Here is a 14,289-nt window from a genome sequence, read left to right as displayed (position 1 = left end):
GGGATGCCCCGCGTCTCCTACGATGAACGCGTGCATTCCGTGAGCATCGCCGAGGTCGCCCAGCGCGCAGGCGTCTCGACCGCCACGGTCTCGCGCGCCCTCTCCGGCCGCGGCCACGTGTCGGCGGCGGCGAAGGAGGCCGTCCTCGCGGCGGCCGACGCGCTCGGGTACGTCGTCTCCTCGAACGCCTCGAGCCTCGCGAGCGGGCGCACGCGCAACGTCGGCGTCGTGCTGCCGTTCCTCAACCGGTGGTACTTCGCCTCCGTGCTCGAGGGTGCTCAGCAGGCGCTCCTCCGGGCGGGCTACGACGTGACGCTCTACAACCTCTCCGGCGGCGGAGAGGAGCGCGCGAGCGTCTTCGAGCACTTCCTCCTGCGCCAGCGCGTCGACGCCGTGATCGCCGTGTCGCTCGAGCTCACGGAGGACGAGGTCGCCCGCCTGCACGCGCTCGGCAAGCCCATCGTCGGCGTCGGCGGGCCCATCCCGGGTGTGCGCACGCTCGCGATCGACGACGTCGCTGTCGCCAAGCTCGCGACGGAGCACCTCACGGGGCTCGGGCACACGCGGATCGGCCACCTCGGCGGCCGACCGGAGTTCGACTCCGACTTCCACCTCCCGGTCCAGCGCCGTCACGGGTACGAGGCGGCGCTCGACGAGGCGGGCATCCCGTTCGACCCCGACCTCGTGGCGAACGCCGACTTCACGGTGCAGGGCGGGTACCACGCGGCCAAGCAGCTCCTCGGCGCTCCCCCGCGCAGCCGTCCGACGGCGATCTTCGCGGCCTCCGACGAGATGGCGATCGGCGCCATCCTCGCGGCCCGCGACCTCGGGCTCGCCGTGCCCCACGACGTCTCGGTCGTGGGCATCGACGACCACGACCAGGCCGAGTTCTTCGGGCTCACGACGGTCGCGCAGTTCCCGCGGAAGCAGGGAGCGCGCGCGGTGGACATCCTGCTCGAGCAGCTCGAGCCGCGCGACGGCTCCGAGCCGCTCGCGGACATCCCGCTGCCGTTCGAGCTCGTCGTGCGCTCGTCGACGTCGCGCCCGCGCGACTGAGCCGACCCGGCGCTCGGGCCGTCAGTCGCGCGAGATCCGCACCATCTCGTCGCGCGGGACGACCTTGATGCGCGCGCGGCCGTGCGGCTGGCCCAGCGCGATCTCGTGCGCGTCGAGCCGATGCCACCCCTCGAGGTCGGTCCAGATGACGCCGCGCTCGGCGAGGAGCGCGGGGATGGCGTCGGCCGACGGGTCCTCCGGCTGCCACCACGAGCCCTGATCGTTCACGATGTGCTGCACGGTCTCCATCGCGTCGGACTTCGTGTGCCCGATAAGTCCGACAGGGCCGCGCTTGATCCAGCCGGTCGCGTACAGCCCGGGCACGCGCTCGTTCGAGTCCTCGTGCAGCACCTGGCCCTCGTGGTTCGGGATGACCCCGTGCTTCTCGTCGAACGGCACGCCGGGCAGGGGCGATCCGAAGTACCCCACGGCGCGGTAGAGCTGCCCCATCGGCACCTCGCGCATCTCGCCTGTCCCGATGACGCCGCCGTGGCCATCCGGTCGCGTCCGCTCGTACACGAGGGCGGCGACACGGCCCTGCTCATCGGTCTTCACCTCGACGGGGCGCGCCCAGAAGTGCAGGTGCAGACGACGCGAGGCGGTTCCCCCGGCCCCGTTCGCACCCGGGCGGGTGCGCCATTCCTGGAGGACGCGGTCGATGACCTTGACCTGCTTGTTCGACGCGACGGCGGCCTTCGACGCCTCGTCGTAGTCGAAGTCCTCGTCGTACACGACCATGTCCACGTCGCGCAGCTCGCCGAGCTCGCGCAGCTCGAGCGGCGTGAACTTCACCTGCGCGGGGCCTCGGCGGCCGAACACGTGCACATCGGTGACGGGCGATGCCGCGAGCACCTCGTAGACGTTGTCCGGGATCTCGGTGGGCAGGAGGTCCTCGGCGTGCTTGGCGAGCATGCGCGAGATGTCGAGGGCCACGTTGCCGTTGCCGATCACGCCCACCGACGAGGCCGTGAGCGGCCACGTGCGCGGGACATCCGGGTGCCCGTCGAACCAGCTCACGAAGTCGGCGGCGCCGAACGAGCCGTCGGCGTCGATGCCGGGGATCGCGAGGTCGGCGTCGCGCACCGCGCCGGTCGCGAAGAGCACGGCGTGGTAGTGGCGCTTGAGGTCGTCGAGCGTGAGGTCCTCGCCGAAGCGCACGTTGCCGAAGATGCGGATGTCGCCGCGGTCGAGCACCTCGCGGAGGGCGCCGACGACGCCCTTGATGCGCGGATGATCGGGCGCGACGCCGTAGCGGACGAGGCCGTAGGGCGCGGGGAGCTGCTCGAACAGGTCGATCGACACGTCGAAGCTGCGCTCGGTCTTCAGCAGGATGTCCGCTGCGTAGATGCCGGCCGGGCCTGCGCCCACGATGGCGAGACGGAGCTGGGTCATATCGGTCCCTTCGTTCGGCACCGCGGAGGCGGGCGTCAGCTGGAGCGGATGGCGAGACTCTCCGCGAAGCGCGTGAGCGCCTCGCGGACGGCGCCGCGCGGGAGCGCGTCGAGCGCCGCGATGGCGCCCCTGGTCCATTCGAGCGACAGCTCGCGGGTGGCCTCGGTCACCGGGTGGTCGCGGAGCTCCGCGAGCGGCCCGTCGAGGATCGCGGGGTCGGCGCCGTCGGCGATGCGCGCGACGCCCTCGTCGATGCGCGCGAGGAGGCCGCGCGACGCGTCGTCATCGCGACGCGACAGGAGGAGGTAGGGCATCGTCGGCACGCCGGCGCGCAGATCCGTCCCCGGCACCTTGCCCGTGTCGTCGGGGTTCGCCGAGAGATCGATCACGTCATCCGCGAGCTGGAACGCGACGCCCACCTTCTCGCCGTACACGCGCAGGGGCTCGCCGTACTTCTCGTCGGCCCCCGAGAAGTACGCTCCGGCCTGGGCGGCCGCGGCGATGAGCGAGCCCGTCTTGTCGGCGAGCACGCCGATGTAGAACTCGATCGGGTCGTCGCCCGGCTGCGCTCCGAGCGTCTCGTGCATCTGCCCGAGGACGAGGCGCTCGAACGTCTGCGACTGGATGCGCATGGCCTCCTCGCCGTTGCGCGACATGATCACGCTCGCGCGGGACAGCAGCAGGTCTCCCGTGAGGATGGCGACGCTGTTGCCCCAGACCTGGTGCGCGGCCGCGACGCCGCGACGCCGGTCGGCGCCGTCCATGACGTCGTCGTGGTAGAGCGACCCGAGGTGCATGAGCTCGAGGGCCTTGGCGGCCTCGATGACCGGCTGCGTCGCCCCCTGGCCGAGCTGAGCGGTGAGCAGGACGAGCATCGGGCGGACGCGCTTGCCGCCGGCCTCGTAGAGGTACCGGCTCATCGCGTCGACGAGCGGGTCGGCGGCCTTGAGCTCGACGGCGAGCTCGCTCTCGACCTGCTCGAGGCCCTCCTCGATCTTCGCCGCGAGGCGCCGGGCGACGGGTCCGGCGAACACGCGGTCGCTCAGACCGAATCGGCTCGCCAGCTGCGAACCCGGCGCGGAGGGGCTCGGAGTCACCTGCCCAGCCTACCTGCCCGGCCCGCACCGGCGCTCACGGTGCCTTCAGGCCGAGACATCTCCCGATGCCGCCTCGCCCGTCGGCTTGACCCCGCGGTGCAGGGCGACGATGCCGAAGCTCAGGTTGCGGTACCGCACGTCGACCCAGCCCGCTTCGCGGATCCACGTCGCGAGCGTCGCCTGGTCCGGCCAGTGCCGGATCGACTCGTTGAGGTAGTCGTAGGCCTCGCCGTTCGATCCGACGAGGCGCGCGACCCGCGGCAACACGTTGTCGCCGTAGAACCGATAGAGCTTTCCGAACAGCCGCCCGGGCGGGGTCGAGAACTCGTTGATGACGAGCCGTCCGCCCGGCTTCGTCACGCGGAAGAGCTCGGCGATCGCCTTCTTGGGGCGGTCGACGTTGCGGAGCCCGTACGACATCGTCACGGCGTCGAACTCGTCGTCATCGAAGGGCAGGTCGGTGGCGTCCGCCTGCACGAAGGTGAGGTTGCGGATGTCGCCGTGTCGCCGGCGCCCCTCGGCGAGCATGCCGGGCGAGAAGTCGGCGGCGACGACCTCGGCGCCGCTGCGCGCGAGCGACGCGGACGACGAGCCGGTGCCCGCCGCCAGGTCGAGAATGCGCTCCCCCGGCCGGGGCGCGACCGTGCGGGTCGTCGCCGCGCGCCAGAGCGCGTCGTTCCCGAACGTCATCGCGACGTTGGTGAGGTCGTAGCGCGCAGCGACCTGGTCGAACATCCCCGCGACGCTCGCGGGGTCCTTGCCGAGGTCGGCGCGGTTGGGTTCCTTCGGTGCGGCGCTCACCCTGTCGAGTCTAGGTTGAGGCGCGCGAAGCGCGCAGCGTCCGGTCGTTGAGCGATGTTTCGACTCGTCGCTTCGCTCCTCTCTCAACACAGGTCTCCGCGAGGCGAAACGTGAGCTGCGCTCAGTCGTGGCGCAGGTCGTGCAGCACCCCGAACCAGCGGTCGGCGGTGGCGTCGTCGAACGGCGCGACGTCGGCGCGCACCTCCTGCTCGAGGACGAGCGTGCGGGCCTCGAGCCCCTCCTGCACGTCGGCGGGATAGCCGTAGTGCGCGCGGTGCTCGTCCCACTCGTCGCGGTCGTCGACGTAGATGCCGCGGTGGTCGAGGCGGTGAACGACGTCGAGGTCCATGTCGATCGCCGTCGGCTCGGGGCCATCCCAGCGCGCATCCCACGCGAGATCGATGTAGACGCGCGTGAGCGACGGCGCCGCGTTCCGCGTGAGCGTCCATGTGGCCTCGCCCGCGGGGAGGAGCGTGATGCACGCGGCGTCGAGGACGACATCGCGACCGGGGCGCGCGCTGCGCCACCCCGGGAGCTGGCCGAACCAGTCGCCCCAGTCGTCCGAGCCGAGGTACACGCACTCGTGCACCCAGTGCGGAGAGCCGTCCCACTTGCGCCAGCGGAAGAGCAATCGGGTTCCCACGGCGGGTCGGTCGGCGCTCACCCTGCCGAGTGTAGACGCGCACGACGTGCGCTCAGCGTGAGTCCCTAGGCTGGAGGCCGTGCCCGACCCGCTCTCCCTGCCGCGCCTGCGCGCGGTGACGCGCCCCATCGACGCCCCCGAGGATCCGCTGCTGCTCGCCTCCGCCGAGGACCCGCTCGTCTGGATGCGCCGCGGCGAGGGGATGATCGGATCCGGAGCCGAGGTGCTGCGGATCGACGTCGGAGAGGACGGCCGGCTCGAGGCGATCGCCGACGTGTGGCGCGCGATCTCGGCCGCGGCCGAGGTGGACGACGCCGTCCGCCTGCCGGGAACGGGACTCGTCGCGTTCGGGGCGTTCGCGTTCGACGAGACCTCGCTCGCGCCGAGCACGCTCATCGTGCCGAGCATCGTCGTGGGGCGCCGCGGCGGCCGCGCGTGGATGACGCGCATCTCGCGGATGGATGGCCCGGAGCCGGCTGCCCCCGATCCGCTCGCGTATGGCCCGCACTGGTCGGCGACGCTCGGTCCCGGCGAGCTCGACCCCGCAGGGCACACCGCGGCGGTTGCCGCCGCACTCGAGGCGATCGCCGCCGGCGAGGTCGAGAAGGTCGTCATCGCGCGGGACATCGCGGGCACGCTGCCCGCCGACGCCGACCTGCGGCGGCTCGTGCGCGCTCTCGCGGAGGGGTACCCCGACACCTGGGCCTATGCCGTCGACGGCATCATCGGGGCGAGCCCCGAGACGCTCGTCACGGTCTCGGGCGGCACCGTCACGGCGCGCGTGCTCGCCGGCACCCGCCCGCGTGGCGCGAACGCGGATGAGGACACGGCGATCACGGCCGAGCTCGCGACGACCGCGAAGGACCTCGACGAGCACCGCTACGCCGTCCAGAGCGTGCTCACGGCGCTCGAGCCCCACACGTCGGCTCTCGTCGCCGCCGAGCAGCCGTTCACCCTGAAGCTGCCGAACGTGTGGCACCTCGCGACGGATGTCGAGGGCACGCTCGCGAACGGCGACTCGGCTCTCGACATGGTGCGCGCGCTGCATCCGACCGCCGCCGTGGCCGGGACCCCGACGACCGACGCGATCGCCGCCATCCGGCGCATCGAGCCGTTCGACCGCGGTCGCTACGCCGGGCCCGTCGGCTGGGTGGACGGCGACGGCGACGGAGAGTGGGCGATCGCGCTGCGCTGCGCCCAGATCGGCGCACCCGAGGGGGCGCACCGCCCGGTCACCGCGCACGCGGGCGGGGGCATCGTCGCGGGCAGCCAGCCCGAGGCCGAGCTGCTCGAGACGCGCGTGAAGTTCCGCCCGATCGTCGACGCGCTCGCGTAGCCGGCGGCTCAGCCCGCGGCGGCGAGCACCCGGTCCAGGAACGGATTGCGCAGCTTCCCCTCGGGGTCGAAACGCCGCGCGAGCTCCGCGAAGTCGCCCAGGCGCGGCCACACCGACCGGAGCATGTCGGCGTCGAGTCGCGTGAGCTTGCCCCAGTGCGGGCGCGCGCCCCACGGCTCGAGCGCCTTCTCGAGCTTCGCCACGACGGCCTCGACCTCGGCCTGGCGCTGGTGCCACGTGAAGTGCAGGCCGATCGCGTCGTGACCGGAGGCCGGGCTCAGCCAGAGGTCGTCGGCGCGCATCGAGCGGATCTCCATCACCTGCACGAGCGGCGCGACCTCGTCGGCGAGCGCGCGGACGGCCTCGATCGCCCCCACCGCGTGCGTGCGCGGCACGAGGAGCTCCGACTGCAGCTCGGCGCCGTTCGACGGCGTGTGGCTGAGCTTGAAGTGCGCGAGCCGGTCGAGCCACGCTCCGCGCTCGCCGAGCTGCGGCGTGGTCGCCTCGGGGGTGACGCCGGCGAGCATGTGCACCTGCTCGGTCGCCTCGGCGATGTCGCCCGGCAGCCGCGGTGCCTCGTCGCCGCGCGCCTTCGTCCAGACCTGGTCGATGACGTCGGGGTCGTCCCAGCGGTGGAAGAGGCTGACGCTGTACGCCGAGGCCATGAGCACGTCGAACTCCGCGAGCGCGACCTCGAGCGGCAGCCGCTCGTACACGCGCTGGCGGATGGCGAAGGTCGGCTCGATGTCGAGCGTCACCTCGGTGACGATGCCGAGCGCGCCGAGGGAGACCACGGCCCCGTCGAAGTCGCGGTCGCCACGGCGCAGGGTGACGACCTCGCCCGTCGGCGTGACGAGCTCGAGGGCCGCGACCGCGGAGGAGAGCGTGCCGACCGTGTCGCCCGATCCGTGCGTTCCGGTCGCGATCGCGCCCGCGATCGAGATGTGCGGCAGCGATGCGAGGTTCGCGAGCGCCCATCCCTCGGCCTCGAGCGCGGGCGCGAGCTCGCCGTAGCGCATGCCCGCGCCGACCGTGACGGTGCGGGCGCCTGCATCGATGCGCGGCGCGGCCGTGAGCCGCGCCGTCGACAGGAGCGTGTCGTCGGTGTCGGCGATGAGGTTGAACGAGTGCCCCGACCCCAGCGCGCGCACGCGGCCGGCCGAGGCCAGCACCGCACGGACCTCGTCGACGCTCGACGGCGTCTTGACCCGCTGCGCGCCGAAGCGCACGTTCCCCGCCCAGTTGGCCTGCGCCATCCTCGTCTCCTTCATCGCCGTTGATTTGTTGCCACTATAGCGTTATTGAGGGCGGGGCGCATCCGCGCCCCGCCCTCCCGACCGTAGCGCGGCTCAGCGCAGCGCGATGGCCGACCACGACACGGGCTCGAGCCGCACCCGCAGGGTGCCGCCGTCGAGCCGGGCGTCGAGGGGCTTGAGCCCCACGCGCTCCTGGTCGTCGATCGTGTTCTTCGCGTACACGTCGTCGTCCCACAGGGTGACGGCCTCCGCCACCGCGGCGCGCCCCACACCCGAGACGTCGATCGTCACGTCGACGGCCTCGCGCGAGCGGTTCACGAGGAACACCGCCGAGCCCTCGTCGCCGTCGGTCGCGACCGCGTCGACCGCCGATGCCTCTCCGTACTTCTTCGAGGTGACCGTCCCGGCCTCGACGCGCGGCTTGAGCACGCGGCCCTGCGCGAGGCGCGAGGTGACCGAGAACGGGAAGAACGTCGTCTGGCGCCACGCGTCGCCGCCCGGCTCGGTCATGATCGGCGCGATCACGTTGACGAGCTGCGCGAGCGAGGCCGAGCGCACGCGGTCGTGGTGCTCGAGCAGGGTCATCAGCAGGCTGCCGAAGACGACCGCGTCGGCGACCGAGTACACGTCCTCGAGCTGGCGCGGCGCGATCGGCCAGGTCTCGTTGACCTCGTCGGACTCCTGGTGCTCCTTGAGGTACCAGATGTTCCACTCGTCGAACGACAGCATGATCTTCTTGTCGGTCTTGCGTCGATGCCCCACCGCGTCGGCCGTCGTCACGACCGTCTCGATGAAGTAGCGCATGTCGAGGGCCGACGCGAGGAAGGAGTCGAGGTCGCCGTCGAACTCCTGGTAGTAGGCGTGGCACGAGACGAAGTCGACGTAGTCGTACGCGTGCTCGAGGACGGTGCGCTCCCACTCCCCGAAGGTCGGCATCGACGATCCCGACGACCCGCACACGACGAGCTCGAGGTCCTTCTGCGCGGCCTTCATCGCCTGCGCGGTGCGCGCGGCGAGCTTGCCGTAGTCGTCGGCCGTCATGTAGCCGGTCTGCCAGGGGCCGTCCATCTCGTTGCCGAGGCACCACATCCGGATGTCCCACGGCTCGGGGTAGCCGTGCGCGGCGCGCAGGTCGCTGAGCGCCGTGCCCGACGGGTGGTTGGCGTACTCGAGCAGGTCGAGCGCCTCGAGGATGCCGCGCGTGCCGAGGTTCACCGCGAGCATCAGCTCGCTGCCGATCTCCTGGAGCCACGAGGCGAACTCGTTCAGGCCGATCTGGTTCGTCTCGAGCGCGTGCCATGCGAGGTCGCGGCGGACGGGGCGGCTCTCCCGCGGCCCGACGCCGTCCTCCCACCGGTAGCCCGACACGAAGTTGCCGCCCGGATAGCGGATGGTCGTCGCGCCGAGCTCCTTCACGAGGGCCGTGACGTCCTTTCGGAAGCCGTTCTCATCGGCCTGCGGATGGCCGGGCTCGTAGATGCCGTCGTAGACGCAGCGACCGAGGTGCTCGACGAACGAGCCGAAGATGCGGCGGTCGATCGGTGCGACGACGGCCTCGGGGTCGATGCGAATGCTCGCGGTGGACATGCGTACCTCTCGGTTTCTCTCTCAGGGGGTGGCCGGTGCCGGCCATGGTGTCACGCGGTCGCGCGGTCGACGGCGGGGCCGATGAGCGCCGCGTGGACGAGGAGCGGCGCGCTCGCTCCGAAGAGGAGCGCGATGGGCGGTGCGGTCAGGAGCGCCGCGGCGACGGCGCCGAGCGCGGCGAGGACGACGAGGGCCCGGCCCGGGGTCAGCCAGGGCGCCACGACCGCGAATCGCAGGACGGTGCGGGTCGTCGCCCGCGGCGCACGGGCCAGGGCGACGACCGCGTACGCCGCCGACACGGCGGACACGGCGCCGACGATCGTGACGGCCGCGAGGGCTGCCGACGCGATGCCCGCCGGCAGCGACGACGAGACGGCGACGTCGAGCGCGACGACGAGCCAGACGACCTGGAACCCGGCGCCGGCGAGGTTCGCGCGCCCGAACGCCTCGCGATAGGCCGCGACGAACGCGCGGACCGGCGCGGACGGCGCCTCGAGCGCGCGCACGGCGGCGACGGATGCCGGGAAGACGCCGAGCACGACGAGGCCGGCGAGCGCGCCCGCGAGCCACAGCCCCTGCACGAGCAGCAGCCGCGAGACGTGGCCGAGCACGTCCATGACGCGCCCCGACCATCCGATCGCCTCCTCGCCTGCCGCGCCCCGGGCATCCGTCGTCGCCACGATCAGCCCTTCGATCCCGTGAGGGCGATCGACTCGATGATCTGCTTCTGGAAGATCACGAAGACCGCGAGGACCGGCACAAGGGCGATGCACGACGCCGCCATGATGAGCGGATAGTCGGTCTGGCTCGCGTACGTCGCGTTGAAGCGCGCGATCACGAGCTGCAGGGTCTGCACCTCGGGCGAGTTCAGGTAGATGATCGGCGCGAGGTAGTCGTTCCACACGGCCATGAACCACAGGATGAACTGCGCCGCGATCGCCGGGCGGATGATCGGGAAGATCAGGCGCCAGAAGATCGTGAAGTGGCTCGCGCCGTCGATCACGGCCGCCTCGATGATCGAGTCGGGCACCGTGTCGAGGTACTGGCGCAGGAAGAACACCATGACGATGTTCCCGAAGATCCCGGGCAGGATGAGCGGCCAGAGGGTGTCGACGAGGCCCGCGCGGGCGAACATCTGGAACTGCGGGATCATGAGCGTCGGGAACGGGATCATGATCGCCGCGAGCAGCGACAGGAACAGCGCTCCCTTGCCGGGCAGGCGCATCTTGGCGAACGCGTAGGCGGCGAGCGCCGACGCGGCACCGCCGATGAGCGTCACGCTCACGGCGACGATCGCGCTGTTGGCGATGCCCGTGAGGAGCGGCCCGGCCGTCCACACGCGCACGTAGTTGTCCCACTGCACGGGGTCGGGGATCCACTGCGGCGGCAGGAAGAACACGGCCTCGCGGGTCTTGAGCGAGGTCGTGAGCATCCACAGGAGCGGAGCGACCATCGTGATGCCGCCGAGCGACAGGATGATCGCGACGATCACGTTGCCGAGGCGGGAGCGGCGCGTGCGGCTGCCCTCGGAGCGGCGGCCGCCCTTCTGCGGCTGCACGAGCGCGCGCGTCGACAGGCTCTGCGTCGTGGTCGGGGTGGGGGTCTGGAGAGCGGTCATCGTCGGCCTCACTCGATCGAGAACGTGCTGCGCCGGTTGAGCGCGAACTGGATGGCCGTGACGACGAACACGAGGATGCCGAGGACGATCGACATCGCCGTCGCGTAGCCCATGTTGAGGTACTCGAACGCCTGGCGCCAGATGTACCAGACGATCGTGGCCGTGGAGAACTCCGGGCCTCCGGTCGGGGTCATGATGTTGATCTCGACGAAGATCTGCGCTCCGCCGATGATGTTGGTCACGACGAGGAAGAAGGTCACGGGCCGCAGCATCGGCACGGTGATCGCGCGGAACTGCTGGAACGCCGACGCCCCGTCGAGGCTCGCCGCCTCGTACAGCTGCCGGGGAACGGACTGCAGCGCCGCGAGGTACAGGAGCATCGAGTAGCCGAGGCCCTTCCACACGGTCATGAGGATGATCGCGGGCTTCGCGGTCGCGGCATCCTGCAGCCAGTTCGGCCCGTCGATGCCGACGTACGCGAGCGCCTGGTTCACGAGACCGAAGTCGCCGTTGTACGCCCACTGCCAGAGGATGGCGATGGCCGCGATCGAGGAGATGACCGGGATGTAGTAGATCGTCCGGAAGAACGTCGTGCCGCGCATCTTGCGGTTCATCGCGAGCGCGAGCAGGAGCGACAGGATGAGCCCGAGCGGGATGCCGAGCATGAGGAAGACGGTGTTGCCGAGCGACTTCCAGAAGTACTCGTCGCCGAGCATGCGCACGTAGTTGGCGATCCCGTTGGGCGCGGGGGCCGTGATGCCGTTCCAGTTCGTGAACGACGTCGCCGCGGCGAACACGAGCGGGTACGCGACGAACGCGAGGAACCCGATCACGGGGATCGCCACGAAGAGCGCGGCCGCCCGGTGCTCGCGCCGATGCAGCGCGCTGCGCCGGCGGGTCGCCCTGGGCGGGGCGACGGCGGAGGTGGTGGTCATCGTCGAGCTCCTTCGTTCGACAGGGAGAGGGAGGGCAGGGGCAGCGGCGCCGCGATCATCCGCCGGTCCTCGCCATCTCGGACTGGTCGTTGGCCATGTCGAGGAACTCCTGCATCCTCGGCTGCGCCTGCGCGAGGTACTCCTCGGCCGTGACCTTGCCGTCGATGACCGGCTGGATGTTCGTGAAGAGCTCGTCGTACCACTGCGCGTTGTACGTGTAGGTGGCGGGCAGCGCGCGGCCGTAGTCCTGCAGGACCTGGAGGAACTCCTCCTTGTTGGCCGGCATGGTGGAGTCGTCGGCCGCGTACTCCTCGGCCATGTCGATGAGGTTGGGGATCTGCACGCCCGCGTCGACGAGCGCCTGCTGCGTCTCGCGGTCCGCCGACAGGTACGCGGCCAGGTCGACGGCGGCCTCGGTGTTCGCGGTCGAGGCCGACACGGCGATGCCCAGGGTGCCGATCCAGGACGCGGTCTCCCCCGTCTCGCCGACCGGCCACGGGATGAGGTCCCACTCGAAGGGGAGGTCCTTGTAGATCGGGACGTCCCACGGGCCGACGGGGAAGAACCCGATCTCGCCCTGCATCCAGCGCTGGTAGGTGTCGAGCGTCTGCGCCTCGGCGACCGAGGGCGTCACGGCGTGGACGTTCTGCAGGTCCGCGAAGAACTGCAGCGCCTCGGCGAACTCGGGGGTGTCCACCGTGACGCTCTCGGCGTCCTCGTCGATCCAGTCGGCGCCGTTCGACCACGCGAACGACTGCAGGTTCCAGACCACGTTGAGGCCCGTGCCCCACTGGTCGAGCTCGCCGTCGCCGTCGGTGTCCTTCGTGATCGCCTTGAGGACCTCGACCCACTCCTCCCACGTGTACGGGTCGTCGGGGTCGGGCCGCTCGACGCCCGCGGCGTCGAGCATCGTCGCGTTGTAGCCGAACGAGAACGGGCCGACGTCCTTGGGGAGCGCATAGAGCGGACCCTGCCCGAGCTTCTCGCCGTCGTAGCGGTACGAGTCGATGCCGTAGTCCCACATGTTGTCGAGGTCGATCGCGTCGGACGCCTCGACGTACTCCGTGATGTCCTGGATCACCCCCGCGTTCACGTAGGACTCGACGCTGCCCGGATCGATGTAGAACACGTCGGGCACCTGGCCGCCGACGATCGCCGCACGGAGCTTCGTCGCGTACTCGTCGGCCGTCGTCATGATGATCTCGACGTCGATGCCGGTGTCGGCCTCGTACTGCTCGATGGCGGCGGTGTACGCCTCCTCCTCGGCGGGTCCGCCGCGGAACATGAACGTCAGGGTGTCCTCGTCCTGCGCAGCGGCGCAGCCGCCGAGCACCGGCGCGGCGATCGCCAGCACGGCGGTCATCCCCGCGATCGCGATCTTCCTCGGCATCGCGACCTCCTTCTTCTCAGGCGGCGACAGCGCCGCTCGAAACGCTCTTCTCCGAGCCTGGTTTCCAACGTTGTAAAGCCAACGTTGTAAAGATAGACCGCCGACCCCACGACGTCAAGACGACGCGGCGCCGTCAGGCAGCGGGGGCGTCCGCGCGTCGGGTCGACTCGCGCTCGACGATCCGGAACGGCGTCGTGTAGCGGCGCGGAGCCGCTGCGGCGCCGCCCGAGCGGCGCTCCTCGATGCGCGACAGCAGCACCCGCACCGCCTGCTGGGCGATCTGGAGGCGGCCGGGGTCGACGGTCGAGAGGGAGGGCGCCGTGTACCGGGTCTCGTCGAGGTCGTCGAAGCCGATGATCTTGACCTCGTCGGGCACGCGGCGCCCCTCGTCCTGCAGGGCGCGGAGCGCGCCGAACGCGAGCGTGTCGTTCATGCCGAAGACGCCGTCGACGGCGACGCCGCGCGCGAGGACCTCGTGCATGGCCTGTGCGCCGTCCAGGCGGTGCCAGAGGCCGACGTAGCCGACGAGGCTCTCGTCGTAGGGCAGGCCGGCCGCTTCGAGCGCCTCGCGGTATCCGCGCAGGCGCAGGGCCGCGGAGCCCTGGTCCTCGCCGAGGTGCGCGCCGATGGCGGCGATCCGCCGGCATCCGGCCGCGATGAGGTGCTCGGTGGCCGCGCGCGCGGCGACCACGTTGTCCATGACGACGTGGTCGCACGGCGGGTCGAAGATGCGCTCGCCGAGGATGACGAGCGGGTAGTCGACCTCGAGGCGCGCGACGTCGTCCTGGCTCATCGCGAGCGGGCTGAAGATGAGCCCGTCGGTCAGCTGGAGGCTCGGGCTGCGCAGCACGTCGTACTCGGCGTCGAGCTCGGCCCCGGTCTGCTCGATGAGCACCGTGACCCCGTGCTCCTTCGCCTCCGAGATCACGGCTCCCGCGAGCTCGGCGAAGTACGGCAGGGCGAGCTCCGGCAGCGCGAGGCCGATGACGCCGCTGCGCCCGATGCGCAGGCTGCGCGCGGAGATGTTCGGCTGGTAGCCGGTCTGCTCGATCGCCGCGAGCACGGCCGTCCGCGTCGACTCCTTGACGTGCTTGTAGCCGCGCACGACGTTGGAGACCGTCTTGATCGAGACGCCGGCGAGCTCCGCGACGTCACGCAGGGTGGCGGCCATGGCGCCC

The 14,289-nt window shown here is 71.3% G+C and carries 13 protein-coding genes; 2 read left to right on the top strand and 11 right to left on the bottom strand.

Annotated features, from left to right (window positions below; genetic code table 11):
* Positions 1 to 30 precede the first annotated feature (30 nt).
* Entirely contained in the window at positions 31 to 1,056 is a 1,026-nt protein-coding gene (locus GC092_RS03035; RefSeq protein WP_282980366.1) for a LacI family DNA-binding transcriptional regulator, read from the top strand.
* Between the two features lie 21 nt (positions 1,057 to 1,077).
* Here GC092_RS03035 and GC092_RS03030 read toward each other — a convergent pair whose 3' ends face one another.
* The 4 genes from GC092_RS03030 to GC092_RS03015 all read right to left on the bottom strand — a co-directional run bounded on the left by GC092_RS03030 (position 1,078) and on the right by GC092_RS03015 (position 5,010).
* Entirely contained in the window at positions 1,078 to 2,448 is a 1,371-nt protein-coding gene (locus tag GC092_RS03030; RefSeq protein WP_282980364.1) for an FAD-dependent oxidoreductase, read from the bottom strand.
* Between the two features lie 35 nt (positions 2,449 to 2,483).
* Positions 2,484 to 3,545, bottom strand: coding sequence for a polyprenyl synthetase family protein (locus GC092_RS03025; RefSeq protein WP_271174588.1), 1,062 nt, complete (start codon positions 3,543 to 3,545; stop codon positions 2,484 to 2,486).
* Between the two features lie 45 nt (positions 3,546 to 3,590).
* Positions 3,591 to 4,346 (bottom strand): class I SAM-dependent methyltransferase, encoded by a 756-nt coding sequence (locus tag GC092_RS03020; protein ID WP_282980362.1) that lies wholly within the window; start codon positions 4,344 to 4,346, stop codon positions 3,591 to 3,593.
* A 121-nt stretch (positions 4,347 to 4,467) separates the two neighbouring features.
* Positions 4,468 to 5,010 carry a DUF402 domain-containing protein gene (locus tag GC092_RS03015; RefSeq protein ID WP_324014048.1) on the bottom strand — a complete coding sequence of 181 codons (543 nt, stop codon included), beginning with the start codon at positions 5,008 to 5,010 and terminating at the stop codon, positions 4,468 to 4,470.
* Positions 5,011 to 5,068: 58 nt separating this feature from the next.
* Between GC092_RS03015 and GC092_RS03010 the strand changes: the two genes are divergently transcribed.
* Positions 5,069 to 6,325, top strand: a complete 1,257-nt coding sequence (locus tag GC092_RS03010; RefSeq protein ID WP_324014046.1) for an isochorismate synthase — start codon at positions 5,069 to 5,071, stop codon at positions 6,323 to 6,325.
* A gap of 8 nt (positions 6,326 to 6,333) precedes the next feature.
* On the opposite strand, the gene GC092_RS03005 is transcribed toward GC092_RS03010, so the two are convergent.
* From GC092_RS03005 to GC092_RS02975, 7 genes are all read right to left on the bottom strand, one after another.
* A complete protein-coding gene (locus GC092_RS03005; protein WP_324014044.1) occupies positions 6,334 to 7,581 on the bottom strand; it encodes an FAD-binding protein in 1,248 nt (415 codons plus the stop codon).
* Between the two features lie 93 nt (positions 7,582 to 7,674).
* A complete protein-coding gene (locus GC092_RS03000; protein ID WP_324014042.1) occupies positions 7,675 to 9,168 on the bottom strand; it encodes an arabinosylfuranosidase ArfA in 1,494 nt (497 codons plus the stop codon).
* A gap of 50 nt (positions 9,169 to 9,218) precedes the next feature.
* Positions 9,219 to 9,848, bottom strand: coding sequence for a DUF624 domain-containing protein (locus tag GC092_RS02995; protein ID WP_324014039.1), 630 nt, complete (start codon positions 9,846 to 9,848; stop codon positions 9,219 to 9,221).
* A gap of 2 nt (positions 9,849 to 9,850) precedes the next feature.
* Complete coding sequence (locus GC092_RS02990; protein ID WP_324014038.1) at positions 9,851 to 10,786, bottom strand: carbohydrate ABC transporter permease; 936 nt, start codon at positions 10,784 to 10,786, stop codon at positions 9,851 to 9,853.
* 8 nt (positions 10,787 to 10,794) lie between these two features.
* Positions 10,795 to 11,721 (bottom strand): carbohydrate ABC transporter permease, encoded by a 927-nt coding sequence (locus GC092_RS02985; RefSeq protein ID WP_271174580.1) that lies wholly within the window; start codon positions 11,719 to 11,721, stop codon positions 10,795 to 10,797.
* Between the two features lie 55 nt (positions 11,722 to 11,776).
* A complete protein-coding gene (locus GC092_RS02980; RefSeq protein WP_282980355.1) occupies positions 11,777 to 13,111 on the bottom strand; it encodes an ABC transporter substrate-binding protein in 1,335 nt (444 codons plus the stop codon).
* Between the two features lie 133 nt (positions 13,112 to 13,244).
* Complete coding sequence (locus GC092_RS02975; RefSeq protein ID WP_271174578.1) at positions 13,245 to 14,282, bottom strand: LacI family DNA-binding transcriptional regulator; 1,038 nt, start codon at positions 14,280 to 14,282, stop codon at positions 13,245 to 13,247.
* Positions 14,283 to 14,289: the final 7 nt, after the last annotated feature.

The sequence above is a fragment of the Microbacterium sp. JZ37 genome, assembly GCF_035188445.1.
GTDB classification, from domain to species: domain Bacteria; phylum Actinomycetota; class Actinomycetes; order Actinomycetales; family Microbacteriaceae; genus Microbacterium; species Microbacterium barkeri.
The sequence above is the reverse complement of the archived record's forward strand: the minus strand, read 5'-3'. Positions and strand labels throughout refer to the sequence as shown.

Coding starts and splice junctions, on each gene's coding strand:
- GC092_RS03030 (WP_282980364.1), bottom strand. CDS start 2,448: ATGACCCAGCTCCGTCTCGCCATCGTGGGCGCAGGCCCGGCCGGCATC.
- GC092_RS03005 (WP_324014044.1), bottom strand. CDS start 7,581: ATGGCGCAGGCCAACTGGGCGGGGAACGTGCGCTTCGGCGCGCAGCGG.
- GC092_RS03000 (WP_324014042.1), bottom strand. CDS start 9,168: ATGTCCACCGCGAGCATTCGCATCGACCCCGAGGCCGTCGTCGCACCG.
- GC092_RS02990 (WP_324014038.1), bottom strand. CDS start 10,786: ATGACCGCTCTCCAGACCCCCACCCCGACCACGACGCAGAGCCTGTCG.
- GC092_RS02985 (WP_271174580.1), bottom strand. CDS start 11,721: ATGACCACCACCTCCGCCGTCGCCCCGCCCAGGGCGACCCGCCGGCGC.
- GC092_RS02980 (WP_282980355.1), bottom strand. CDS start 13,111: ATGCCGAGGAAGATCGCGATCGCGGGGATGACCGCCGTGCTGGCGATC.
- GC092_RS02975 (WP_271174578.1), bottom strand. CDS start 14,282: ATGGCCGCCACCCTGCGTGACGTCGCGGAGCTCGCCGGCGTCTCGATC.